General features: G+C 75.8%; 20 protein-coding genes. 11 read left to right on the plus strand and 9 right to left on the minus strand.

Annotation, left to right across the window (positions count from 1 at the left end; all coding sequences use genetic code 11):
* Positions 1 to 34 precede the first annotated feature (34 nt).
* The gene (locus tag ACT7CP_RS10000) at positions 35 to 946 is read left to right on the plus strand and encodes an FAD binding domain-containing protein (protein WP_445442088.1); all 912 of its coding nucleotides are present in this window, start codon (positions 35 to 37) and stop codon (positions 944 to 946) included.
* Entirely contained in the window at positions 943 to 3,819 is a 2,877-nt protein-coding gene (locus ACT7CP_RS10005) for a molybdopterin-dependent oxidoreductase (RefSeq protein ID WP_445442089.1), read from the plus strand. Before ACT7CP_RS10000 ends, ACT7CP_RS10005 begins: the two co-directional genes overlap by 4 nt.
* Positions 3,820 to 3,838: 19 nt before the next feature.
* On the opposite strand, the gene ACT7CP_RS10010 is transcribed toward ACT7CP_RS10005, so the two are convergent.
* Positions 3,839 to 5,146 carry an APC family permease gene (locus ACT7CP_RS10010; protein ID WP_445442090.1) on the minus strand — a complete coding sequence of 436 codons (1,308 nt, stop codon included), beginning with the start codon at positions 5,144 to 5,146 and terminating at the stop codon, positions 3,839 to 3,841.
* On the minus strand, positions 5,143 to 6,249 hold the full coding sequence (locus ACT7CP_RS10015) for an XdhC family protein (protein ID WP_445442091.1): 1,107 nt from the start codon (positions 6,247 to 6,249) through the stop codon (positions 5,143 to 5,145). The genes ACT7CP_RS10010 and ACT7CP_RS10015 overlap by 4 nt, the downstream gene beginning before the upstream one ends.
* 267 nt (positions 6,250 to 6,516) lie before the next feature.
* Here ACT7CP_RS10015 and ACT7CP_RS10020 point away from each other — a divergent pair, with 267 nt between their 5' ends.
* From ACT7CP_RS10020 to ACT7CP_RS10035, 4 genes are all read left to right on the plus strand, one after another.
* Complete coding sequence (locus ACT7CP_RS10020; protein WP_445442092.1) at positions 6,517 to 7,173, plus strand: hypothetical protein; 657 nt, start codon at positions 6,517 to 6,519, stop codon at positions 7,171 to 7,173.
* Between the two features lie 214 nt (positions 7,174 to 7,387).
* Positions 7,388 to 7,909, plus strand: coding sequence for a hypothetical protein (locus ACT7CP_RS10025; RefSeq protein WP_445442093.1), 522 nt, complete (start codon positions 7,388 to 7,390; stop codon positions 7,907 to 7,909).
* A gap of 184 nt (positions 7,910 to 8,093) precedes the next feature.
* The gene (locus ACT7CP_RS10030; RefSeq protein WP_445442094.1) at positions 8,094 to 8,666 is read left to right on the plus strand and encodes a hypothetical protein; all 573 of its coding nucleotides are present in this window, start codon (positions 8,094 to 8,096) and stop codon (positions 8,664 to 8,666) included.
* A 147-nt stretch (positions 8,667 to 8,813) separates the two neighbouring features.
* Complete coding sequence (locus tag ACT7CP_RS10035; RefSeq protein WP_445442095.1) at positions 8,814 to 10,163, plus strand: amidohydrolase family protein; 1,350 nt, start codon at positions 8,814 to 8,816, stop codon at positions 10,161 to 10,163.
* Positions 10,164 to 10,203: 40 nt separating this feature from the next.
* On the opposite strand, the gene ACT7CP_RS10040 is transcribed toward ACT7CP_RS10035, so the two are convergent.
* The 7 genes from ACT7CP_RS10040 to ACT7CP_RS10070 all read right to left on the minus strand — a co-directional run bounded on the left by ACT7CP_RS10040 (position 10,204) and on the right by ACT7CP_RS10070 (position 17,426).
* On the minus strand, positions 10,204 to 10,788 hold the full coding sequence (locus ACT7CP_RS10040) for a pyridoxine/pyridoxamine 5'-phosphate oxidase (RefSeq protein WP_445442096.1): 585 nt from the start codon (positions 10,786 to 10,788) through the stop codon (positions 10,204 to 10,206).
* Positions 10,789 to 10,799: 11 nt separating this feature from the next.
* On the minus strand, positions 10,800 to 11,612 hold the full coding sequence (locus tag ACT7CP_RS10045) for a creatininase family protein (protein WP_445442097.1): 813 nt from the start codon (positions 11,610 to 11,612) through the stop codon (positions 10,800 to 10,802).
* Positions 11,609 to 12,997: an FAD-binding oxidoreductase gene (locus ACT7CP_RS10050; RefSeq protein ID WP_445442098.1), complete on the minus strand. Its 1,389-nt coding sequence runs from the start codon at positions 12,995 to 12,997 to the stop codon at positions 11,609 to 11,611. The genes ACT7CP_RS10045 and ACT7CP_RS10050 overlap by 4 nt, the downstream gene beginning before the upstream one ends.
* Positions 12,994 to 14,187, minus strand: a complete 1,194-nt coding sequence (locus ACT7CP_RS10055; protein WP_413962663.1) for a substrate-binding domain-containing protein — start codon at positions 14,185 to 14,187, stop codon at positions 12,994 to 12,996. Before ACT7CP_RS10055 ends, ACT7CP_RS10050 begins: the two co-directional genes overlap by 4 nt.
* 175 nt (positions 14,188 to 14,362) lie before the next feature.
* The gene (locus ACT7CP_RS10060; RefSeq protein ID WP_445442099.1) at positions 14,363 to 15,277 is read right to left on the minus strand and encodes an ABC transporter permease; all 915 of its coding nucleotides are present in this window, start codon (positions 15,275 to 15,277) and stop codon (positions 14,363 to 14,365) included.
* A complete protein-coding gene (locus ACT7CP_RS10065) occupies positions 15,274 to 16,065 on the minus strand; it encodes an ABC transporter ATP-binding protein (RefSeq protein ID WP_445442100.1) in 792 nt (263 codons plus the stop codon). Before ACT7CP_RS10065 ends, ACT7CP_RS10060 begins: the two co-directional genes overlap by 4 nt.
* Complete coding sequence (locus ACT7CP_RS10070; RefSeq protein ID WP_445442101.1) at positions 16,062 to 17,426, minus strand: amidohydrolase family protein; 1,365 nt, start codon at positions 17,424 to 17,426, stop codon at positions 16,062 to 16,064. The genes ACT7CP_RS10065 and ACT7CP_RS10070 overlap by 4 nt, the downstream gene beginning before the upstream one ends.
* Positions 17,427 to 17,675: 249 nt before the next feature.
* Here ACT7CP_RS10070 and ACT7CP_RS10075 point away from each other — a divergent pair, with 249 nt between their 5' ends.
* The 5 genes from ACT7CP_RS10075 (at position 17,676) to ACT7CP_RS10095 (ending at position 23,406) form a co-directional block, all read left to right on the plus strand.
* Positions 17,676 to 18,326 (plus strand): helix-turn-helix domain-containing protein, encoded by a 651-nt coding sequence (locus tag ACT7CP_RS10075; RefSeq protein ID WP_445442102.1) that lies wholly within the window; start codon positions 17,676 to 17,678, stop codon positions 18,324 to 18,326.
* Positions 18,316 to 19,293, plus strand: coding sequence for a PDR/VanB family oxidoreductase (locus tag ACT7CP_RS10080; RefSeq protein ID WP_445442103.1), 978 nt, complete (start codon positions 18,316 to 18,318; stop codon positions 19,291 to 19,293). Before ACT7CP_RS10075 ends, ACT7CP_RS10080 begins: the two co-directional genes overlap by 11 nt.
* Before the next feature lie 97 nt (positions 19,294 to 19,390).
* Positions 19,391 to 20,821 (plus strand): allantoinase AllB, encoded by a 1,431-nt coding sequence (gene allB, locus ACT7CP_RS10085; RefSeq protein ID WP_445442104.1) that lies wholly within the window; start codon positions 19,391 to 19,393, stop codon positions 20,819 to 20,821.
* Between the two features lie 68 nt (positions 20,822 to 20,889).
* Positions 20,890 to 21,795 carry a factor-independent urate hydroxylase gene (gene pucL / locus ACT7CP_RS10090; protein ID WP_445442105.1) on the plus strand — a complete coding sequence of 302 codons (906 nt, stop codon included), beginning with the start codon at positions 20,890 to 20,892 and terminating at the stop codon, positions 21,793 to 21,795.
* A 147-nt stretch (positions 21,796 to 21,942) separates the two neighbouring features.
* A complete protein-coding gene (locus tag ACT7CP_RS10095) occupies positions 21,943 to 23,406 on the plus strand; it encodes an amidohydrolase family protein (protein ID WP_445442106.1) in 1,464 nt (487 codons plus the stop codon).
* The last annotated feature ends 18 nt before the right edge of the window (positions 23,407 to 23,424 follow it).

Consider the following 23,424-nt stretch of genomic DNA (forward strand, 5'->3'; position numbering starts at 1 on the left):
GGCCGTCGACCCGGTGACGCCCGGGAGGAGACCCATGGACCAGCCCACCGTCCGCTCCGTCCTCCCCGCGCGATCGCGGGACGACCTCGGCGCGCTCGGTCCGTCGGTCGCGGCGCTCGCCGGGGGATCCGGGATCTTCGCCGAGCCGCACCCGCACCTCACCGGGCTCGTGGACCTGCAGACGCTCGGCTGGCCGGCGCTGACGGTGACCGACGACGGGCTCGAGATCGCCGCGACGTGCACCATCGCGGAGGTCGCCGGGCTCGGACGGCGGGAGGGCTGGTCGGCGCACCCGCTGTTCCGGCAGGCGTGCACCGCGCTGTTCGGGTCGACCAAGATCTGGCGGGTCGCCACGGTCGGCGGCAACATCTGCTCCGCCCTCCCCGCCGGTCCCATGACGGCGCTCGCCGCCGCGCTCGACGCCGACGCCCTCATCTGGCGCGCCGCGACCGACGAGGTGTCGGCGCACGACGAGCGGATGCCCGTCGCCGAGCTCGTGACGGGCGACCGCACCACGGCGCTCCACCCCGGGGACGTGCTGCGCTCGATCCACGTGCCGGCGTCGGCGCTGCGGGCCCGGACGGCGTTCCGGAAGATCGCGCTGTCGCCCATCGGGCGGTCGGGGTCCGTGGTCATCGGGCGGCGGGACGAGGACGGCGCGTTCACGCTCTGCGTCACCGGCGCGACGCTCCGGCCCGAGCTGCTCCGCTACCCGGCGCTCCCCGCGGCGGGCGCGCTCGCGGACGACGTGCGGGCGATCGGATCCTGGTTCACCGACGCGCACGGGGCCGCCGACTGGCGCCGGTCGGTGAGCGGGCTGCTGGCGGAGGAGATCCGCGCGGAGCTGGCCGGGGACGCGTCGGGCGCGGGCGACGGCCCCGCATCCGGCGAGCGCGGCACCCCGCCCGGGCCCGCGGCCACCACGACGACGGGAGCCCGCGCATGAGCATGACGGTGGACGGACGCGACATCCCGGGCGACCCCGCCCCCGGCCAGAGCCTCCGCACGTGGCTCCGCGAGCACGAGGTGCACAGCGTCAAGAAGGGCTGCGACTCGGGCGACTGCGGCGCGTGCGCGGTGCTCCTCGACGGGGAGGCCGTGCACTCGTGCATCATGCCGGCGTTCCGGGCGGCGGGCCGCGTGGTCACGACCGCGGCGGGCCTCGGGACGCCGGGCGACCTGCATCCGGTGCAGGAGCGCTTCGTGGAGGCGGCCGGGTTCCAGTGCGGGTTCTGCACTCCCGGCATGGTGGTCACGGCGGCGTCGCTGGGCGACGACGAGCTGGACGACCTCCCCCGCCTGATGAAGAGCAGCCTCTGCCGGTGCACGGGGTACCGCGCCATCGACGAGGCGATCCGCGGCGAGCACGGCGGGCCGGACCACGCGCACGCAGCGGGCTGCGGCGGCGCGCGACCCGAGGGGCTGGGGCCGGTGCGGGCGACCGCATCCACGGCTCCCGGCGCCCCGACGGACGAGCGTGCCCGCACCGGCGAGCGCGCCCAGAGCGGCCGCGTCGGCACGTCCCTGCACGCCCCCGCGAGCGAGCGCGTCGTCAGCGGGCTCGAGCCGTACACGCTCGACGTGACGGTCCCCGGCCTCCTGCACGCGAGCCTGGTGCGCAGCCCCCACCCGCACGCGCGGATCCTCTCGATCGACGCCTCCGCGGCCCTCGCGCTGCCGGGCGTGCACGCGGTCCTCACGCACCACGACTCCCCCGCGACGCTCTACTCGTCCGCCCGGCACGAGGACCGCTTCGACGACCCCGACGACAGCCGCGTCTTCGACGACGTGGTGCGGTTCCGCGGCCAGCGCGTCGCGGCCGTGATCGCCGACACCGTCGGGATCGCCGAGGAGGCCGTGCGCCTCGTCCGGGTCGACTACGAGCCGCTGCCCGCGGTGTTCGACCCCGAGGACGCCCGGCGGCCCGGCGCGCCCCTCGTGCACGGCGACAAGGACCCCGCCGTCTCCCGCCTCGCCGACCCGCAGCGGAACATCGTCGCCGAGATGCACGGCGAGCACGGCGACGTGGCGCGCGGGCTCGCGGAGGCCGCGGAGGTCGTGTCGGGCACCTGGTCCACGCAGCGCGTCGCGCACACGCACCTCGAGACGCACGCGACCGTCGGCTGGATGGAGGAGGGCCGCCTCGTCCTCCGCACGAGCTCGCAGGTGCCGTTCCTCGTGCAGCGGGAGATCTGCCGGCTGTTCGAGCTGGAGCCCGACCGCGTGCGCGTGTTCACGGCGCGCGTGGGCGGCGGCTTCGGCGGCAAGCAGGAGATCCTCACGGAGGACGTCGTGACCCTCGCCGTCCTCGCGACCGGCCGCCCCGTGCAGCTGGAGTTCACGCGGTCCGACGAGTTCACGCTCTCGCCTGCGCGGCACCCCATGCGGGTGGGCGTGACGGTCGGCGCCACCGCCGACGGCGTGCTCACGGCCCTCGCGGTCGACGTGCTCTCGGACACGGGCGCCTACGGCAACCACGGCCCGGGCGTCATGTTCCACGGCTGCAACGAGTCGATCGCCCTGTACCGCGCACCGGCCAAGCGCGTGGACGCGCAGAGCGTCTACACGAACAACCTCCCGTCGGGCGCCTTCCGGGGCTACGGCCTCGGGCAGGTGATCTTCGCGATCGAGTCGGCGCTCGACGAGCTGGCGCGGAGGCTCGGCATCTCGGGCTTCGAGATCCGACGGCGGAACGCGGTCGTGCCGGGCGATCCGCTGATCATCACGCACGCGGAGGGCCCGGACCTCGGCTTCGGCGGCAGCTACGGCCTCGACCAGTGCCTCGACCTCGCCGAGGCGGCGCTCCGCGACGGCGGCGGGGACCCGGTGCCGGACGGTGACCGCTGGCTCGTGGGCGAGGGCATGGCGGCGGCGATGATCGCGACCATGCCGCCGCGCGGGCACTTCGCCGAGGTGCACGTGGGGCTCGCCGCGGACGGGATCGTGACGGTGTCGGTGGGCACGGCCGAGTTCGGCAACGGCACCACCACGGTGCACGCGCAGCTCGCCGCGACCGCGCTGGGGACGACGCCCGACCGGATCCGCATCCGCCAGTCCGACACCGACGTCACCGGCTACGACACGGGCGCCTTCGGCTCGGCGGGCTCCGTCGTCGCCGGGAAGGCCGTGCACCGGGCCGCGACCGCGCTCGCCGACCTGCTGCGGGAGGGCGCCTCAGCGCGCACGGGGATCGCCGGCGCCGCGTTCGCCCTCACGCCCGACGCGCTCGTCGCCGGCGATGTCCGGGTGCCCGTCGCCGACCTCGTCGGGCCCGACGGGCTCGCCGCGGAGGCCCGCGAGGACGGCGCGCTCCGCTCCCTCGCGTTCAACGTGCACGCGTTCCGGGTGGCGGTGGATCCGGCGACCGGCGAGGTGCGCATCCTCCGCTCCGTGCAGGCCGTCGACGCGGGCACCGTGCTGAACCCCGCGCAGCTGCGCGGCCAGGTCGAGGGCGGCACGGCGCAGGCGATCGGCACGGCCATGTACGAGGAGGTCGTGCACGACGGGGAGGGGCGGATCCTCACCGACGTGCTGCGGAACTACCACATCCCCCAGCTCGCCGACCTGCCCGTGACCGAGGTGCTCTTCGCCGACACGCACGACGACAACGGGCCGCTCGGCGCGAAGTCGATGAGCGAGGCGCCCTACAACCCGGTCGCGCCGGCGCTCGCGAACGCGGTGCGCGACGCGATCGGGATCCGGCCGCACGACCTGCCCATGTCGCGCGACCGCGTGTGGCGGCTCCTCCACGGCGGCGGGCCGCAGCCGCGGTTCGACAGCCCGACGACCCTCGGCGAGCGGGGCACGCGGGAGTCCTGAGCGGGATCAGGCGGCGGGATCAGGCGGCGGGCGCGGATCCGCGGCGCCGCCGGGCGAGCACGACCGCCCGCCCGACCACGCCCACGGCGAGGACGCCCGCGCCCGCGGCGATCGACGGCAGCGGCAGGGTCGCCACGAGCACCAGGCAGCCGACGACGCCGGTCACCTGCAGCGCCTTGGGGTAGCGGCGGTCGGCGCGGTCCTGGGTGAAGGCCGCGGCGTTGGCGACCACGTAGTACAGCAGGACGCCGAACGACGAGAAGCCGACGACGCCCCGGAGGTCCACCGTGAGCACGAGCGCCACGACGACCACCGCGACGGCGATCTCCGCGCGCTGCGGCACCCGGTACCGCGGGTGCACGACGGCGAGCCCGCGCGGCAGGTCGCCCTCGCGCGCCATCGCGAGCGACGTGCGCCCGATCCCGGCGAGGAGCGCCAGCAGCGCCCCGAGGCACGCGCAGGCCGCGCCGATCGCCACCACGGGCACCGCCCACGCCCAGCCCGCGTCGCGGACGACGTCGGCGAGCGGCGCGGTGGATCCGGCGAGGCGCGCCTCCCCGAGCACCCCGAGCAGGGTCACGGCGACGAGCGCGTAGACGACGAGGGCGCCGCCGAGCGCCAGGAGGATCGCGCGCGGGATCGTGCGGGCGGGATCCCGCACCTCCTCCCCCATGGTCGCGATGCGCGCGTATCCCGCGAAGGCGAAGAACAGCAGGCCCGCGGACTGGAGCACGCCGTAGGGGGTCGTGTCGACGACACCCGCCGCGGGGCCCGCGGCCGCTCCCGGCCCGCCCGCGACGAGGCCCGCCACGAGCACGAGCGCGATGACCGCGAGGACGACCGTGATGATCACCCGGGCGAGCCGGGCCGTGCGGGTCACGCCGAGGCAGCCGACGACCGCGAGCGCGGCCACGGCGAGTGCCGCGACCGGTCGCTGCCAGGCGGCCGGCACGGCGTACGCGGCGAAGGTGAGGGCCATGGCGGCGCAGCTCGCGGTCTTGCCGATGACGAACGACCAGCCCGCGAGGAAGCCCGGCCACGCGCCCAGGCGCTCCCGGCCGTAGAGGTACGAGCCGCCGGACGACGGGTAGCGGGCCGCGAGCTGCGCGGACGCGGTCGCGTTGCAGAAGGCGACGAGCGCGGCGATCGCCAGCCCGATGAGCAGCCCGCCGCCGGCCGCCCGCGCCGCCGCGGGCATGACGGCGAAGACGCCGGCGCCGATCATGGCGCCCAGGCCGAGCACGGTGGCGTCGAGGAGGCCGAGGCGGCGGGCGAGGCCGGGCTGGGCCGGCACGGCGGACGCGGCGGATGCGGATGCGGCGGTCATGAGGTCTCCCCGTGGATCGGCCCGGTGGTGGTCGTGAGCGGTGCGCCCGCGGCGCCGGCGCGGGCCGCGAGCACCTCCGCGAGGATCGAGACGGCCGTCTCCTCGGGCGTGCTCGCGCCGATGTCGAGGCCGATGGGCGACCGGAGCCGCGCGAGCTCCGCGTCGGTCAGGCCCTCCTCCACGAGGCGGGCGCGGCGGCGCTCGTGCGTCGTGCGGGATCCCATCGCCCCGACGAACGCGACGGGCAGGCGGAGCGCGGCGACGAGGAGCGGCACGTCGAAGCGGTCGTCGTGGGTGAGCACGCAGATCACGGTGCGGGCGTCGACCTCGGTGCGGGCCAGGTACTCGTCGGGCCACTCGGCGACCACCTCGTGCGCGGACGGGAAGCGCGCGCGGGTGGCGAAGGCGGGCCGGGCGTCGCACACGGTGACCCGGTAGCCGAGGAGCGCGGCGGCGTCCGCGAGGGCGGCCGAGAAGTCGACGGCGCCGAAGACGAGGAGGCGCGGCGGCGGCGCGGCGACGAGGTGCAGCACCCGGAGCGGCCCGTCGGCGCAGTCCACCTCCGTGGTGCCCGAGCGGCCGGCGGCGAGGCGCGCGGCGAGCTCGGCGCGGATCCGCCGGGCGGGGTCGGCGCCGACGGCCGCGTCGACGTCGGGGTCGGGCGCGGCGGTGATCCACGTGCCGGCCGTCGGGCCCTCCACCACGAGGGCGAGCGAGGCGCCGCGTCCCGCGCGGGCGTCCTCGAGGGCGGCGCGCACGGCGTCCGGGACGGGCGAGCGCGGATCCCCCGACGGGGCGAGCTCGACCACGACCACGCCGATCCGCCCGCCGCAGGTGAGGCCGACCTGGAACGCGTCGTCGTCGCTGACGCCGAAGGACGTGAGCACCGGGACCCCGTCGTCGAGCACGCTCGCGGCGACCTCGACGACCGCGCCCTCGACGCACCCGCCGGAGATGGATCCGATGACGCGGCCCCGGTCGTCCACGGCCATCGCGGTCCCGGCCGTGCGCGGCGCGCTGCCCAGCACGTCGGTCACGCACGCGATGGCGAGGCGGCGGCCGTCGGCGAGGGCGTCGAGCACCTCGGCGGCGATCTCGAGCACGGCACCTCCGGGACGGGCGCGCCGGCGAGCGGGCGCGGGACGGGTGGACGGCGGGATGGCACGGGACGCGTGCCCGTCGGCGCCCAGCCTCCCACGGCCGGGGGTCGGATCCGCTCAGGCGCCGGTCCGCGATGCCCCCGACCGCCGGCACGCGAAGGGTACCGCCCGCGTCAAGCCCCCGCGGCCGCGTGGATAGGGTGGGCGCGGATGCCGGGGGGCTCCCTCGGCGCCGCGCGCCGCATCCGCCGCGCGGGACGAGGAGGCCCCATGACCACGACCGCTCCCGACCGCCGGCAGCCGCTGTTCCGACGGGTCCGCCGCGCGTGGGCCGACGCCCCCGCCGTCGTGCAGGCGCTCGTGATCGCCGCCCTGTCCTACGTCTGGCTCTGGGCGCTCGACGTGGGCGGGCCCTCGGAGGGGTCCGGCGCCCTCGTCCTCCGGATCGTGATCGCCGCGCTCTTCGCGACCCTGGCGATCGGGTCGCGCCGCATCCGCGCGCGCCTGCGGCCCGGTGCGCCGCGCGAGGTCGAGGTGTCGGAGGCGGTGGAGGACGGCGAGCTGCCCTCGGGCGCCGATGCGTCCGCCTGGCTCGGCGCGCTGGAGCGCCGCCGGCACGAGATCCGCCAGGAGACCTGGGGCATGCCCGTCACGCTCGTGCTCGTGGTCGGCCTGGCGTTCCTGGTCGTCATCCCGGCGCGCGGCGGGGCCGGCGACCCGCGCGATGCCGCCGACGCCGTGTTCCTCGTCGGGCTCGCGGTGCTCACGACGTGGTCCGCGTGGCACATCGTCTCCCGCTCCTCCCGCCGCGACCGCGTGGACGCCCTCCTCATCCCGCTCCAGGAGCGCAGCGTGCAGGACGCCGAGGAGCGCGCCGCCTGGGCGCCGCCCGCGCCCGGGGACGGGATCCCCCCGGCCGCTGGATAGGGTCGTGCCGCGGTGCCCACAGACCCGGCGCCCCGCATCCGAGGAGACACGATGACGCACCGCGCCCTCCCCGACGCCGCCCCTGCCTGGTGAGGCGGCTGCGTCCCGTCGCGATCGCGGCCCGACGCCTCGCCGGGGCGACACCGTGACGGGCGCCGCGCGGGGCTGGTACCGGCGTGCTCGCCGACGATGGCTGACCGGGCCGATCATCCTGATGGTCGTGCCGCTCGTCGTCGCCTTCCTGGGTGCCCGGGCCCTCGTGGACGCCTCCCTCGGCGAGGACGTCCTGGCGCCGGCGCACCTGACCGCGCAGCTGGTGGTGGGTGCCGTGGGCGGGGCGATCCTCGCGCTCGTCCTGCACCGCGCGCGCGAGCGGACCGGGCCGCACCCCGACGGACTCGTGGTCACGGAGGCGCTGGAGGACGGCGTGCTGCCGGAGGACGCGGACACTGAGGCGTGGACGGGCGCGCTCCTGCGGCGCCGCGCATCGGCCGAGTCCGAGACAGGTCCGCTGCTGACGGTGCTCGCGATCCTGATGCTGCTGGCTGGCGTCGCCTGGGGGGTCCTCGGCGGCCCCGGCGCCCTCTGGCCGTTCCTCGCGCTGTTCGCGGCGGTGCTCGTCGGGCAGCGGGTGACCCGTGCGACCCGCCTCGCCCGCATCGACGCGCTCCTCATGCCGCTGCTCGACGCGGAGGGCGACGCGCGCCGCGACCGCGACGATCCCGGCTCGGACTAGCGGTCGACCGGCGAGCCAGGGGCGGGCCGGCCGGGTGGACGCGTCATCGGGACGCGATGCCCCGCCGCCGTCCCGGCCGCACCCGGTGGATAGGGTGCAGTGCGCCCCGGCGATCCCGGATCCGGCCACCCATCCGAGGAGAGACGATGACGCTTCCCGCCCGCCCCCGTCCGACGGCCGCCCGGTGAACGGCTGGCGCCGGCTGGAGACCGCGCCGCTCGGGGTGATGTTCCTCCTGTCGACGGCGATCTTCTTCGTGATGCGCACGGTGTTCGACGCGTTCGCCCGCGAGGATCTCCTCGACCCGCTCCTGACGGGCATCCGACTCGTCACCGCGATGCTCTTCGGCGCCCTGATGGCGTTCGTCCTCGGTCGACAGCGGCGGCGCAGCGGCGGGACCTCGACCAACGTGGAGATCCAGCGGGCCATGACGACCGGCCGGCTGCCGGCGGACGCGGACCCGGCCGTGTGGGTGCCCGCGCTGGAGTGGCGGCGGGCGCAGCTCCGGCGGTCGGTCTGGGCGCTGATCCCGCTCGCCGCCTTCGTCCTGCTCGGCATCGTCATCGTGCTGACGGACCCCGCGACGCCGACGGGCTGGCTCGTCCTCGTCGTCTTCCTGGCGGTGGGCGCGTTCTCCATCGTGCAGACCCGGCGCGCGATCCCCCGCGTGGACGACCTGCTGCGTCAGCTTCGCGCGGGCGACGGCGGGCGACCGCCCGTCGTCACGGCCGACGCGGATCCCTCGACCCGCCCCTGACGCGCGGCGTGCGTCGCCCGACGCCTGTCGCCCGACGGGGCGTGCCGCTCGGCGCCCGCGTCGCCCGGCCCCGCGCGTCAGCGCGTCCGCGCACGACCGACCGCGTCCCGTCACGGGCCCGCAACACGCCGCTGCTAGAACGGGAGGATGCTCACCCTGCGCGGCGCCGTCCGCATCCTCGTCGACGACCGCACCGAGCGCGACGGCGACCTCCTCATCCGCGGCGGGCGGGTCATCGACGGCGCGGCCGCCGGGGATCCCGGGGCGGCTGCCGGCTCGGCGGACGGGGACGACGAGACGCTCGACGAGACGCTCGACGTCTCCGGCTGCGTCATCACCCCGGGCCTCGTCAACGCCCACCACCACCTGCTGCAGAGCGCGTTCCGGACCCTGCCGGGCACCCGCGGGGTGCCGATGGCCGAGTGGCTGCCCACGATGGCCGCGGCCTACCGGGCCGTGGGCGTGGACGGCGAGCTCGCCCGCGCATCCGCCCGCGTCGGCGTCGCCGAGGGGCTGCTCGCGGGCGTCACGACCGTGGCCGACCACCACCTCACCTGGCCGTCGGGCTCCGACGGCACGGCCATCGCGCGGGGCGCCGCCGACGCGGCCGCGTCCCTCGGCGGGCGGATCGTGTTCGTCCGCGGGTCCGCGCGGGACGACCCCCAGGAGGCGGCGCTCTCCGCGGAGGCCGTCGTCGCCGCGCTCGTCCCGGGCGCCGTGCACGGCATCGCCGACGACGGGATGCTGCAGGTCGCCGTCGGCCCCGCCGGCGTGCACAGCGACGGCGAGGAGACGTTCCGCCTCCTCGGCGAGGTCGCGGCCCGCCATGGACTCCGCCGGCGGACCCAGGCGAACGAGCAGGTCGACGTGGCCATCGCGGCCGACCGCTACGGGCGCCGCCCCCTCGACCTCCTCGACGACTGGGGCTGGCTCGCCGACGACGTCACCCTCGCGCACCTCTGCGGCGTGACCGCGGAGGAGATCGCCCGGCTCGCCGCCCGCGGCGTCACGGCGACGCACGCGCCCGGCTGCGACCTGCCGATGGGCTGGGGCATCGCGCCCGTGGCCGCGCTCCTCGACGCGGGCGTCCCGGTGGGCCTCGGCACGAGCGGCGGGGGCAGCAACGACGCCGGGCACCTCCTCGCGGACGCGCGGCTCGCCATGCAGGTCGCGCCGCTCGTCGGACGCCCGCTCGCCGCGCGCGAGGCGCTCGCCCTGGCGACCGGCGGATCCGCGCGCGGGCTCGGCCGCCCGGAGCTCGGGCACCTGCGTCCGGGAGCCGCCGGCGACGCGTGCGTGTGGGACGTGTCGGGCGTCCAGGACGCGGGTGTCGCGGATCCGGTCGCCGGGCTGCTCTGGGCCGCGCCCGGGCGCCGGCCCCGGCACGTGATCGTGGGCGGCCGCGTGGTGGTGCGCGACGGCGTGCTCGCGACGGCGGAGGAGCCGGCGCTCGTGCGCGACCTCGCCGACCTGCTCGCCGCGCGTCGGGCGGGCTAGCCCGAGGCACGGCGCCGGCCGCCGCGACCGGCCGCGCGCCTCAGCCGGGCAGGTGCTCCTCGACCCACTCCTCCGCGTCCGGGGAGGGCCGCGAGAACTCCCGGCGTCGGCTCGCCGCCTCGGAGTCGCTCTCCCAGAACGTGAGCCGCGTGGGCCGCACCAGGAACCCCGTCCAGGTCGGCGGCGGCTCCGGGCCGTCGGTCCCGTGCGCGTCCGGGTGCTCCGCCGGGAACCGTTCCCACGCCGCCACCCGCTCGGCGCGCGGGAGCACCGCCAGCTCGCGCGTGTTCTGCCACGCGAGCTGCTGCAGGTACGGCGATCGGGACAGGTAGGCGGCGCGCGCCTCGGCGGGGTCCACGGGTGACGCCACGCCGCGGATCACGAGCTGGCGCGTGAAGAGCGGCCAGAGCACCACGATCGCCACCCGCGGCTCGGCCGCGATCTGCGCCGCCTTGCGGGAGCGCGCGTCCGTGTGGAACGCGAAGCCGCGGGCGTCGGCGGCCGTGAGCAGCACGGTGCGCGCGTCGGGGCCGCCGTCCGCGTCGACCGTCGCGACCGTGATCTGCGGCCGGTCCGGATCCGCCGGCCCGGGCAGCCACGACAGCGCGAGCGCGACGGGATCCACGACGGGCACCGTCATCGCGCGGGCGGCCCGGACGGCGCGGGCGGCTCGGACGGATGGAAGACGGCGATCTCGTGCAGCGCGCCGACCGCGGCGCGCACCGCGTCCTGGAAGACGACGGCCCCGCGCTCGGCCGTGGCGCCGGTGGGGTCGCCGACGACGCCGGACGGCCCGAAGTCGTCGCTCAGCCACCCGAACTGCACGGGGTAGCCGTTGAAGCCCACGTGCCGGAGGTCCGCGAGGTGCTCCGGCACGTTGCGCTCGGCGAGCGTCATGTCGACGAGGTCCGGCCGCAGGTGCAGCATGAGGGAGGTCTCGCCGAACCCCGCGTGGATCCCCATGCCCAGCTCGTCCGGCTCGCCGTCCGCCCCGGTCGCCGCCCGCACGCCCCCGGCGGCCATGCTGAACGTCCGGAGCCCGAACCGGCGCCGGAGCTCGCGGTTCGCGACGCCGAGGAGCGCCGCGTTGCCGCCGTGCCCGTTGACGAACACCAGCCGCCGGGCGGGCGTCGCGGCGACCGACCGGCCGAGGTCGACGAGCGTCGACATGAGGGTCTCCCACGTCAGCCACATCGTCCCGGAGGCCCAGTGGTGCTCGTCCGACTTCGTGAACGACAGGGTGGGCAGCTGCCAGAGGTCGAGCCCCTCCGCGACGCCCTGCGCGACCGCCGCCGTGGCGACGGCCTCCGCGATCAGGGCGTCGGTCGCGAGCGGCAGGTGCGGGCCGTGGTGCTCGATCGCGCCGACGGGCAGCACGATCACCGACTCGGGTCCGAGCGCCGCCCGGGTCGCGGGGCCCGAGAGCTCCGCCAGCAGGCGCGTGGTCACGAGGCCGTGGCGGAGGTCGCTCCCGCGAACGGCCGCTCGCCGTACTTCGTGGGCCCCTGCCGGGTCGCGTCGAGCTTCCCCGGATTGAGGAGCCCCCGTGGATCCGTCCGCCGCGCGAGCTCCGCCGTCCGCTCCACCTCGTGGTCGACGTAGTACTGGTGCGGGTCGTGCACCCCCACGCCGAGCGCCCGGAGCGCCGCCATGCCGGCGCGGACCTGCTCGGGCGACGCGTAGATCCCGGCGAGCATGCCGATCGGGCACCGGTGCTGCGCCTCGATGTGCAGGCGGCCGCCGGGGTAGACGGCGTGGACCTCGTCGATGCGCTCGACCAGGGCGTCGCCAGACACCTCGACGTGGAACCACTTGCCCGGCTCCTGGCGCTGCAGCCACTCGATGGGGTGGTTGTAGCTGAGCATGCTGATCCGCACGGTCGCCGGCGCGCCCTCGCGGATCTCCTCGACCCGGCCGCCGGCCGCCTCGATCAGCGCGGTCGCCGCGGCGATCGTGTCCGGGTGCAGGATCGCCCGGAGGCTCGCCCGGCCGCGCGGGATGGCGGGGTCGTCCGGCAGGGTGTCGGCGACCTCCGGCAGGTCGCCCGACACGAGCCGTGGGGTCGGCGTCAGCGCGCCGACCTCCCGCACCACCGCGAGCACCCCGTCGAATCCGGGGAAGCTCGCGTAGAGCCCCCGCCAGTCCACGAGGGGCTCGAGGCGCACGGTGGCCCGCGCGATGATGCCCGCCGTGCCGTACGTGTGCACGAACGGCTGCGCCGCGTCGCCCTCGACGTGCTCGAGGCGCGCGTCCGGCACCGCGTGCACGACGTCGAGCGCCTGCACGAAGCCCATGTGGTTCGCGCCGTGCTGGATGGATCCCGTGCCGCCGCTGCCGCCGGACAGGAAGCCGCCGATGCTGGACTGGGCGGTGGAGGGGTACATCCAGAGCTGCTGTCCCGTGCGCGCCGCGGCCTGCTCCAGCTGCACCATGCTCGCGCCGGCCTCGGCGGTGAGGAACCCGTCGCCGACCTCCACCACCTGCCGCGCCCGGCTGAGGTCGAGCACGAGGCCGCCGTGCAGCGGGATCGCCTGCCCGTAGTTGCCGGTGCCCTTGCCGCGCGGCGTGATCCCCACGCCGTGCCGCACCGCGAGGCCGATGACCTGGGCGATCTCCTCGGCGCTCGCGGGGAACGCGACGAGGTCGGCGAGGCCGAGCGGGAGCTGCGCCGTGAGGATGGGGCTCATCCACGCGCCGTCGAGGGACGCCTTCTCGCGCCCCCGCAGGTCCGTGGTGACGCCGCGGTCGCCGAGGAGCGCGCGGAGGTCCGCGGCGAGGGCCGCGAGGGCCGCCTCGTCGGCGACGGGCGGCGCGGCGGTGGCCGGGCCGGTCACTCGGTCAGGCCGATGCTGTCGTCGATGAAGTCGTTCGTGTACAGGTCGGACGCCGTGAGGCCCTCGACCGGCGGGTTGCCGAGCTTCGTGAACAGCGGCACCGAGTCGTCGAAGACCTTCTGGACGCGCGCGTCGTCGAAGTCGCCGATCGTGGCGTCGTCGCCGTTGCTGACGATCCCGTCGTCGATCATCGTCTTCACGCTGTAGTCGGCGACGCCCTGCGAGTAGACCCAGCCCGTGTCGAACTCCTCGACCAGCTCGAGGATGAGGTCGGTGGTCGCCGTCGGGTCGGAGAAGAAGTCGACCTCGGCCTGCTGCAGGACGGGGACGAGCTCGCGGAGGCACGGGGTGAGGGTCTCGAGGTCGGCGCTCTTCACGGAGACGGAGGCCTGGTAGATGCGCCACCCGGCGTCGTCGATGAGCTGGTAGTCGACCGGCTTCATCCAGTCGGCGATCTCGTTCTCGTACACGAACGGCTCGGCGCTCGCGAAGCCCTGCTGCGCGTCCTTCCCGCCGGCGGCGACGAAGTTCGCGGGGGTGCCGTCGTAGGAGCCGTCGACCTGGTCGGCGTCGAGGATGCCCTCGGCGAGCAGGTACTCCATCCAGGAGCTGCCGCCGAAGTAGCGGACGATCGCGTCGGTGCCCTTGAGGTCGGCGATGCTCGTCACGTCCGGGTACGTCTCCGGGTCCCACATGATCATCTGCGGGTTCTTCTCCAGCGGCGCGAACACGGCCACGGTGGGCTGCTCGGTCGACAGCTGCACCGACTCGTCGGTGTTGACGTAGCCGAGGGTGATGGCGTCGTCCTGGTACATCTGGGCGCTGACGGTCGAGAAGCCGATCGCCGGCCCGCCCGAGCGGATCTCCACGTCGACCCCGGCGTACTCGCCGCCGGCCATGAGCGGCCCGGAGACCGACTTCGCCCCGGCGTCGACCGTGTAGTCGTCCCCGAGCAGCTGGTAGAGGTGGCCGTGTTCGCTCTCGGGGTTCCAGTCGGTCTGGATCACGATGGTGTCCGGGCAGTCGCCGCTGAGGTCGATCGAGCCGACCTGCATGTCGGTGTCGGCGTCGGGGGCGGAGTCGCCGGTGCCGGAGTTCGACGAGCAGCCGGCGAGGGCGATGCTCGAGATCATGAGGCCGGCGGCGACCGCGGTGCGCCTCGTGGTGGTCCGTCGCGTGGTTCTGGGCATGGGGGCTCCTGGTGTGGGTGGGGCGGGGTGCCGTGCGGTGCGTGCGGTGCGTGCGGGTCGTGCGGGCCGTGCCGTGCGGGTCGTGCGCTGCGTGCCGGTCGTGCTGCGTGCCGGCCGTGCAGGTGGTGCGGGTGGTGCGGTCCCGTGCCGGGTGGGCCGGGCGGGCGGAGCCGGGTCAGGATCCGGAGACGTGCCACCTGCCGACCACGCGGTTCGCGAGCCAGCCGAAGAGCACGAAGATGAGGACGCCGAAGACGGCGGCGGTGAGGATCGCGGCGAACAGCTCCGGCCCCTGCAGGCGCGACTGGTAGTTGCTGATCAGGGCGCCGAGGCCCGGGTCGCCGCGGCGGAAGAAGAAGTCGCCGACGATGGCGCCGACCACCGAGAGGCCGGCCGAGATGCGCATGCCGGCGAAGATCGCCGGCAGCGCCGACGGCATCTCGAGCTTCCGGAGCACGGTCCAGCGCGAGGCGCCCTGGAGCTGGAAGAGCTCCCGCTGCCCGCGGTCCACCGAGCGGAGGCCGAAGAGCGTGTTCGAGACCATGGGGAACAGGGCGATCATGATGCAGACGATCACGCGCGCGGTGAAGTCGAAGCCGAACCAGAAGCCGATGAGCGGCACGAGCGCGAGGATCGGGATGCACTGCAGCACCACCGCGTACGGGAACAGCGCCCGCTCCACCCAGCGCGCCTGCGACATCGCGATGGCCCAGACGAGGCCGATGGCGATGGCGACGGCGAGGCCCGTCAGCGCGACGAGGCCCGAGCGGCCGAGCGCCTGCATGATCTCGGTGAGCACGGACGGCGTGACGAAGGTGAGCAGCACGTCGTGCGGCGCGGGCAGCAGGAACCGCTTGGTCGGCGCGAGGACGAGGTAGGTCACCGCGTACCAGAGGCCGAGGATCCCCGCGAAGACCGCGAGCGACGGCCAGGCGTCGCGGATGCCGCGGATCCGGGAGGACAGGGACACCGGCGACGCGGGCGGGGCGGCGGGGCGGGACGCGGCCGAGGTCGGGCTCGGGGCCTCCGGGGCGGCGGGGACGGCGCCCCCGGTGCCGGGTGCGGCGTCGGCGCGCAGGGTGTCGGTCATGAGCGGTGCCCCTCTCGGAGAGCGTGGGAGACGTCGCCCACGAGGGAGGCGAACTCCCCCGTGAACCGGATCTCGGGGTCCCGCGGCATGTCGAACGGCACCTCGAAGGCGTCGACGATGCGCCCGGGGCGGCCGGACATCACCACGACGCGCGTGGACAGGTACACGGCCTCCGACACCGAGTGCGTGATGAACAGGCCGCCGAAGCGCTGCGCCGCGAAGAGCCCGATGAGCTCGTCGTTCAGGCGCTCGCGCGTGATCTCGTCGAGCGCGCCGAACGGCTCGTCGAACAGGAACAGCTCGGGCTCCAGGGTGAGGGACCGCGCGAGCGACGTGCGCATCCGCATGCCGCCCGAGAGCTGCTGCGGCAGGTGCTGCTCGAACCCGCCGAGGCCGACGAGCTCGATGGCGCGGGCGGCCTTCCGCATCCGGTCGGCTTTGGCGTCGCCCTGCAGCTCCGCGAGGAGCTCGACGTTCCGGCGGACGTCGCGCCACGGGAGGAGCGTGGCGTCCTGGAAGACGTAGCCGATCCGCCCGGCGTCCACCCGGGCCTCGCCCTCCGACGCCCTCTCGAGCCCGGACGCGATCCGCAGCAGCGTGCTCTTGCCGCAGCCGGACGGCCCGACGACCGTCACGAACTCGCCGCGGTCGACGGTGAGGTCGACGCCGGAGAGCGCGGTCGTGCCGTCGGGGAACGTCATGGCGACGTCCCGGAAGTCGAGGAGCGTGCTGCCGGGGCGGGTGCCCCCGGCGGGAGGGGCGGGCGCTGCGAGCGGTGCGACGGTCATGGGCGCATCACCTCGTTTCCGTGGAGGGCGGGCGGGAGGACGGGAGGGATGAGGGCGGGGGCGGACGGCGCGGGAACGGGGACGGGCGCGGTACGGGCCGTCGGCTCGGCGACCGCGCTCTCGGTGCGCGTCCACGCGACGACGCGGCCGCGGTGGATCACGACCCGGTCGGCGGACGCGCGCGCCACGGCCTCGGCGACGGATCCGGCGCGCACGGCGAGCAGCTCGGCCGCGGCGCCCTCGACGGGACCCGCGACGGGCAGCCGCATCACGTCGCGCGCGCCGTCGCTCACCAGCGCGTAGGCCTCGTCGGGCGTCAGGTGACCGGCGGCCACGAGCAGCGCGGCGGTCTCGAGGGCATCCGACCGGCCGACCGGGTTGAAGGGGTCGGCGACGTTGTCACCGCCCGCGCCGAGCCGCACGCCGGCGTCGAGGAGGCGACGCAGCGGGGGCAGGCCGCGCGGCGTCGCCACCGGGTGGTCCCACCCCTGCAGGTAGAGGTTCGTGATGGGCAGCGTGACGATCCCGAGGTCGGCGGCGGTGATGGCGGCCAGGGCCTCCGCCAGCTCCTCCTCCTCCATCGTGCCGAGGCGCACGCAGTGGCCGGCCGTCGCGTCGCGGTCGGCGGGCCGGTCGCGGACGAGGCGCGCGAGCTCGAGCACGGTGACGGGCCCGTCGAGGCTCTCGTCGGTGTGGAGGTCCGCGCCCACGCCGCGGCGGTCGGCGACGGCGATGAGCCGGCGCGTGTCCTCGAGCGGCGACGCGGCGAGGTGCGGGGCGCCGCCCACGAGGTCGATGCCCGCGTCGAGCGCCGCGTCGATCACGGCGTCGGGCACGTCCGGTCCGGCGAGGGCCACGAGCTGGAGGTCGACGAGGTCCGCCAGCTCGTCGCGCACCCGGACGAGCGCGCGGGCTCCGCGGAGCGGGTCGTCCCCGGCCAGCATGTCGACGTGGGTGCGGACGGCGGTCGTGCCCTGGGCGAGCATCGCGAGCGCCTGGCGCTTCGCCCGGTCCGCGATGTCGTCCTCCGTCATGGTCGCGGCGTACGCCTTCCACGAGGCGATCGCGCGGCCGAGGTCGCCGAGCGGCGGGTCGATGGCCGTCGCGGACAGCGCCTTGTCGAGGTGGGCGTGCGGGTCCGCGGGGGCGGTCAGCAGCACGAAGCCGTCGAGGTCGAGGACGGCGCCCTCCGGATCGCGCGCGGCCTCGTCCGCCGCACCGGCCCGTGCCTCCGCCGGCGTCACCCGGGTCACGCGGTCGCCCGACACCGCCACGTCGTACCGCGCGCCGTCGGCGAGCGTCACGCCGCGGAGCAGCCGCACCTGCAGGGGCAGCTGCGCGGAGGGAGGGGGCTGGGTCACGTGGTGCTTCCTGTCGGGTGCGGTGCGTCGGGATCGCCGGCGGGGCGGGGATGCTCCTGGTCGGCGATCCGGCGGTCGTGCAAGAATGTTGATCTCGTCAACACAAGCGAATCTACGTTCGGCGCGTTTCCGACACATGACGCCGCCGTTTCCCGATCGTCAACTCTCGCGCCAGCGCCGCGCGCGCTCCCCGACCGGAGGTCGCCCATGCCCCGCACTCCCGCTCCCGGCCCCCGGGACGATGCCGCCGTGCTCGACGCGCAGGCGGCGGGCATCGGCGCCAGGATCCGCGCGCACCGGCGCGAGCAGGGCCTGACCCTCGTGCGGCTGGCGGCGCTCACCGAGCTGTCGCACCCGTTCCTCAGCCAGCTGGAGCGCGGGCACGCCCGCCCGAGCATGGTCTCGCTCGAGCGCATCGCCCGCGCGCTCGGCACCAGCCAGATCGAGCTGATGGCGGCCGCGCAGGAGGCGGGCGCGCCCGAGGACCCGAACGGCCCCACCGTCGTCCGCGCCGACGAGGGCGTCGTGGGCCCGTACGCCGGCGGCACCGCGCGCCTCCTCGTGCACAGCCACCGCGCGTTCCACCCGCTCGAGTTCGCCGGCCGCAACACGGATCCCGGCGACCACTACGTCCACGACGAGGACGAGTTCGTCTACGTGGTCGAGGGCCGCATCGTCATGGACCTCGACGCCGAGGGATCGCACGTGCTGGGCGCGGGCGACTCGGTGTACTACAGCGGCGGCACGCGCCATCGGTGGTCGTCGCCCGACGGGGAGCCCTACCGGCTGTTCCTCGTGAAGCAGCGCTCGGCCGCGAGCGGGCGGGATCCCGACCGGGATCGCGTCTTCGCCTCCGGGTTCCCCGCCGACGACGCCGAGGAGGACCTCCGTGGCCGGTGACGCGGGCTACGAGGTCGTCGTGCGCTCCCGGCGGGCGGTCGCCGCGGGCATCGACGCGTGGGAGCTGGGCTTCGCCGACGGCAGGGACCTGCCCGCCTGGCGCCCGGGCGCGCATCTCGACGTCCTCGTGCCCGCCGACGCGGACGACCCGGGCGGGCCCGTGCTCGAACGGCAGTACTCGCTCTGCGGCGACCCGGCCGACCGCACCGCCTGGCGCATCGCCGTGCTGCGCGAGCCGGGCGGCCGCGGCGGGTCCGAGCGGCTGCACCGGATCCTCGAGGTCGGCACGGTCCTCCGCGTGCGGGGGCCGCGGAACCGCTTCCCGCTCGACCCGTCGCCCGCGTACGCGTTCGTCGCCGCGGGCATCGGGATCACCGCCCTCCTCCCGATGGTCCGCGCCGCCGCTGCGCAGGGCGCCGACTGGACGCTCGACTACGCCGGGCGCTCGCGGAGCACCATGGCGTTCGCCGCGGAGCTCGTCGCCGCGCACGGCGACCGCGTGCGCCTGCACCCGGGCGACGAGGGCGTCCGGCTCGACCTCGCCGCGGTGCTCGCGGCGCGGCCCGAGGGAGCGCCCGTGTACGCGTGCGGCCCGGCCCGCCTCGTCGACGCGCTCGAGGAGCTGACCGCGACGGCGCCGCCCGGCACGCTCCGCACCGAGCGGTTCACGGCCCGCGAGCTGGGCGAGGCGGTCCTGCAGGAGCCGTTCGAGGTGGAGCTCGCGATGACCGGCGTGACGGTGACGGTGCCGCCCGACCGCAGCATCCTCGAGGTCGCGGAGGAGGCCGGCGCCCTGGTCCTCGCCTCGTGCCGGGAGGGCACCTGCGGGACATGCGAGACGCCCGTGCTCGAGGGGTCCGTGGAGCACCGCGACTCCGTCCTCACGCTCGAGGAGCAGGCCGAGGACCGCGTGATGATGGTCTGCGTGTCCCGCTCGCGCTGCCCGCGGCTCGTGCTCGACCTCTAGCCGCCCGCGCCCACCGGCCCTGCGCCGGCCCCATGTGTCGGGCGCGTTACAAGTGCGGCGCGAGGCCGTGTCCGCGCCTCCGGCCGTGCCATTGTCGATGTCATCAACATCCGCGGCGACCCGACCGCGGCGGACCCGGGAGGCGCGCGTGACGGATCAGCTCGACCTCGTCATCCGGTCGGACCGGGTCGTGCTGCCCGACGGCACCCGGCCCGCCGCCGTCGCCGTGCGCGCCGGCCGGATCGCCGCCGTCCTCGACCGGGACGCCCCCGTCGCCGCCGCGCGCGACGTCTCCCTCCCCGCTGGCCAAGCGCTCATCCCCGGCGTCGTCGACGCGCACGTGCACGCGAACGAGCCGGGCCGGGCCGAGTGGGAGGGCTTCGCGAGCGCGACCGCCGCGGCCGCGGCCGGCGGCGTCACCACGTTCGTCGACATGCCGCTCAACAGCATCCCGCCCACGGTGGATCCCGCGGCGCTCGCCCTCAAGCGCGACGCCGCCCGGCCCGTGGCGCGGATGGACGTGGGCTTCTGGGGCGGCGCCATCCCGTCCGTCCTGGGCCGGCTCGAGGAGCTGCACGACGAGGGCGTGTTCGGCTTCAAGGCGTTCCTCTCGCCGAGCGGCGTCGACGAGTTCCCGCACCTGACGCGCGCGGAGCTCGGCCGGGCGGCGCGGGAGATCGCGGGCTTCGGCGGCCTGCTGCTCGTGCACGCGGAGGACCCGGACGTGCTCGACGCGCACCAGGGTCCCGGCGGCCCCGCCTACGCCGACTTCGTGGCCACGCGCCCGCCGGCGGCCGAGCTCGACGCCATCGACCAGGTGATCCGCGCCGTCCACGAGACCGGCGTCCGGGCGCACATCCTCCACCTGTCGACGGCGCGCGCCCTCGACCGCATCCGCGACGCCCGGGCCGAGGGCCTGCCGCTCACGGTCGAGACCTGCCCGCACTACCTCGCGTTCGCGGCCGAGGGCATCCCCGACGGCGCGACCGCCTACAAGTGCTGCCCGCCGATCCGCGACGCCGCCAACCGCGACGAGCTGTGGCAGGGCCTCCTCGACGGCGTGATCGACCTCGTCGCCTCCGACCACTCCCCCGCCACGGTGGAGCTCAAGACCGGGCACGGCGGCGACTTCGGCCGGGCGTGGGGCGGCATCTCCGGCCTGCAGCTCAGCCTCGCCGCCACCTGGACCGCCGCCCGCGGACGCGGCATCCCCTTCGACCGCGTCGTCGGCTGGATGAGCGCCGCGCCCGCCCGCCTGCTGGGCCTCGACGACCGCGGCGCGATCCGCATCGGCGCCCGCGCGGACCTCGCCGCGCTGGCGACCGACGAGACGCGTGTCGTCGACCCCGCGCGCCTGCTGCACCGGAACCCGGTGAGCGCCTTCGCCGGATCCGAGCTGGCGGGCGTCGTGCGCACCACGTGGCTCGCCGGAGAGGTGGTCCACGCGCTCGGCCCGACCGACGGCGGCCCCGACGCCGCGGGCCCCGCCGCCCCCGATCCGCGCGGCCGGCTGCTGACCCGGCCCTGAGCCGCACCGACCCCCGTCACCGGCGACGGACCGCCCCCACCCGCCCCACGAGAGCACCAGGAGCACGCATGGCGATCGTCCTCGGACCCAACCGCTACGGCAAGGCGCAGAACCGCATCGTGCGGATCGAGCGCGACGCCGCCCGGCACGAGATCCACGACCTCAACGTCTCGACCGCCCTCCGCGGCGACTTCGGCGCGGCCCACCTGCACGGCGACCAGGCGCAGGTCCTGCCCACCGACAGCCAGAAGCAGACGGCCTACGCGTACGCGAAGGACCACGCGGTCCGCGGCATCGAGCCGTACGGGCTGGCGCTCGCCGCGCACTTCGTCGACGACATCCCGCCCGTGACCACGGCGCGGGTCGAGATCGAGGAGTTCGCCTGGGACCGCGTCTCGGTCGACGGCCGGGAGCACGACCACACGTGGGTGCGCCGCGGGCAGGGCGTCCGCACCGCGGCCATCACCGTCGAGGACTCCGCCGCCGGCCGGCGCTCGTGGGTGGTGGGCGGGATCAAGGACCTCGTGATGCTCAAGTCCACCGGCAGCGAGTTCGCCGGGTTCATGGTCGACCCGTACACGCGCCTGCAGCCCACGCACGACCGGGTGATGTCCACGTCGCTCACGGCGGGCTGGCGCTTCCGCACGACCGAGGTCGACTGGGCCGCGGCGTACGCGGGGATCCACCGCATCCTCCTCGAGCGCTTCGCGACCGTGCACTCGCTCGCGCTCCAGCAGACGCTGTACGAGATGGGGCGCGCCGTGCTGGAGGGGTTCCCGGAGGTCGCGGAGGTGCGGCTGTCCGCCCCGAACGTTCACCACTTCCTGTACGACGTCGCACCGTTCGGCGTGTCGAACGACAACGAGGTCTTCCGCGTCGACGATCGACCGTACGGCCTGATCCAGGCCAGCGTGCTCCACGACGACGGTCCCGATGCCGGGCCCGCGTGGGACGCTTACACGGGGCTGGTGTGACAGCCACGGGGCTGGTGTGACAGCCACGGGGCTGGTGTGACAGCCACGGGCTCGGTGTGACGGACACCGGCTCGGTGTGACAGCCACCCAGACAGCAGGGCACCGCAGCCCCCGAGCGCCGCGCACCAGCGGAGGACGAGGATCCGCATGAGCGACCACCGGGCCACCAGCACCGCCGCATCGACCGATGGGCCCGCCCCCGCCAGCCGCCGCGCCGTGCACCGCGGGCACGTCCTCCACATCGCCGGCGCGCCGCGCGTCGAGGACGCGAGGCGCCACCTGGTCTCCGTCCCCGACGGCGCGCTCGCGGTCGACGACGCCGGGCGGATCGCCTGGGTCGGCCCGTACCGCGACCTGCCGGCCTCCTTCGCCGACGCCCCCGTGCACGGCGACGCGTCGGACTTCCTCCTGCCCGGCTTCGTCGACGCGCACGTGCACTTCCCGCAGACCTACACGACGAGCGCGCACGGCGGCGGCCAGCTCCTCGAGTGGCTCGACTCCTGCGTGTTCCCCTCCGAGGCGCGCCTCGAGGACGAGGGCTTCGCCCGCATGATCGCGCGCGACTTCACCCGGCGGCGGATCATGGCGGGCACCACGAGCGCGCTCGTGTTCGGGTCGGCGTTCCCGCACGCGCAGGACGCCCTGTTCGAGGCCTCGCGCGACGCGGGCCTCCGCCTCGTGAGCGGCCGCGGGATCCAGACGGTCGGCTCCGGTCCCGCCGCCCCGCTCCTCACCTCCGAGGAGCGCGCCATCGAGCTCTCCTGCGCGGAGATCGACCGCTGGCACGCCGTCGACACGGGGGACGCGACGACCGCGCTCCTGCAGGTCGCGATCGTCCCCCGCTTCAGCCTCTCGGTGACGCCCACGACGCTGAGCGCGCTCGGCGAGCTCTACGACGTGGCGCGCGGCGAGGGCGTCTACTTCCACTCGCACCTCAACGAGAACGACCGGCCGGGCACGGGCGAGATCGCCGCGGTGCGCGCGGTCTACGGCACCGACACCTACCTCGACACCTACGACGGGCGGTTCCTGCCCGGGTCCGAGCGCGGCGGATCCAGCCTCCTCGGCCGCCGGAGCGTGCTCGCCCACGCGGTGCACTGCCAGGACTCCGAGCTCGCGCGCCTCCGGGAGACCGGCAGCAGCATCGCGCACTGCCCGACGTCGCAGCAGTTCCTGGGATCCGGCACCATGCCGTGGCGGCGCACGGTGGGAGCGGGCGTGAACGTGGCCCTCGGATCCGACGTCGGCGCCGGCGACGAGTGGCTCATCTCGCGGGTGCTGAACGACGCGTTCAAGGTGCACCTCTCGGAGCCGGGCGACGCGGGCGTGGAGCTCGACGCCGCCGAGCTGCTGTTCACCGGCACCCTCGCGGGTGCCCGCGCCCTCGACATGGAGGACCGCTACGGCAACCTCGACGTCGGCAAGGACGCCGACTTCCTGACGATCACGCCGGACCTCTGGGAGCCGCTCGCCCGGACGCTCGCGCACGGCATCCGCTCGGACGACGAGGCGCGCGCCACCGACCAGATCCTCTTCACCCTCCTGATGGGCCTCCGCGAGCCCGCCATCGCGGGCGTCCACGTGCAGGGGCGGCGGGTGTCGGCCGACTGAGCGACGCCCATCCGGCGC

This window comes from Clavibacter rahimiani (assembly GCF_052654495.1).

Coding starts and splice junctions, on each gene's coding strand:
- ACT7CP_RS10000 (WP_445442088.1), top strand. CDS start 35: ATGGACCAGCCCACCGTCCGCTCCGTCCTCCCCGCGCGATCGCGGGAC.
- ACT7CP_RS10005 (WP_445442089.1), top strand. CDS start 943: ATGAGCATGACGGTGGACGGACGCGACATCCCGGGCGACCCCGCCCCC.
- ACT7CP_RS10010 (WP_445442090.1), bottom strand. CDS start 5,146: ATGACCGCCGCATCCGCATCCGCCGCGTCCGCCGTGCCGGCCCAGCCC.
- ACT7CP_RS10020 (WP_445442092.1), top strand. CDS start 6,517: ATGACCACGACCGCTCCCGACCGCCGGCAGCCGCTGTTCCGACGGGTC.
- ACT7CP_RS10025 (WP_445442093.1), top strand. CDS start 7,388: ATGGTCGTGCCGCTCGTCGTCGCCTTCCTGGGTGCCCGGGCCCTCGTG.
- ACT7CP_RS10035 (WP_445442095.1), top strand. CDS start 8,814: ATGCTCACCCTGCGCGGCGCCGTCCGCATCCTCGTCGACGACCGCACC.
- ACT7CP_RS10055 (WP_413962663.1), bottom strand. CDS start 14,187: ATGCCCAGAACCACGCGACGGACCACCACGAGGCGCACCGCGGTCGCC.
- ACT7CP_RS10060 (WP_445442099.1), bottom strand. CDS start 15,277: ATGACCGACACCCTGCGCGCCGACGCCGCACCCGGCACCGGGGGCGCC.
- ACT7CP_RS10065 (WP_445442100.1), bottom strand. CDS start 16,065: ATGACCGTCGCACCGCTCGCAGCGCCCGCCCCTCCCGCCGGGGGCACC.
- allB (WP_445442104.1), top strand. CDS start 19,391: ATGTCATCAACATCCGCGGCGACCCGACCGCGGCGGACCCGGGAGGCG.
- pucL (WP_445442105.1), top strand. CDS start 20,890: ATGGCGATCGTCCTCGGACCCAACCGCTACGGCAAGGCGCAGAACCGC.
- ACT7CP_RS10095 (WP_445442106.1), top strand. CDS start 21,943: ATGAGCGACCACCGGGCCACCAGCACCGCCGCATCGACCGATGGGCCC.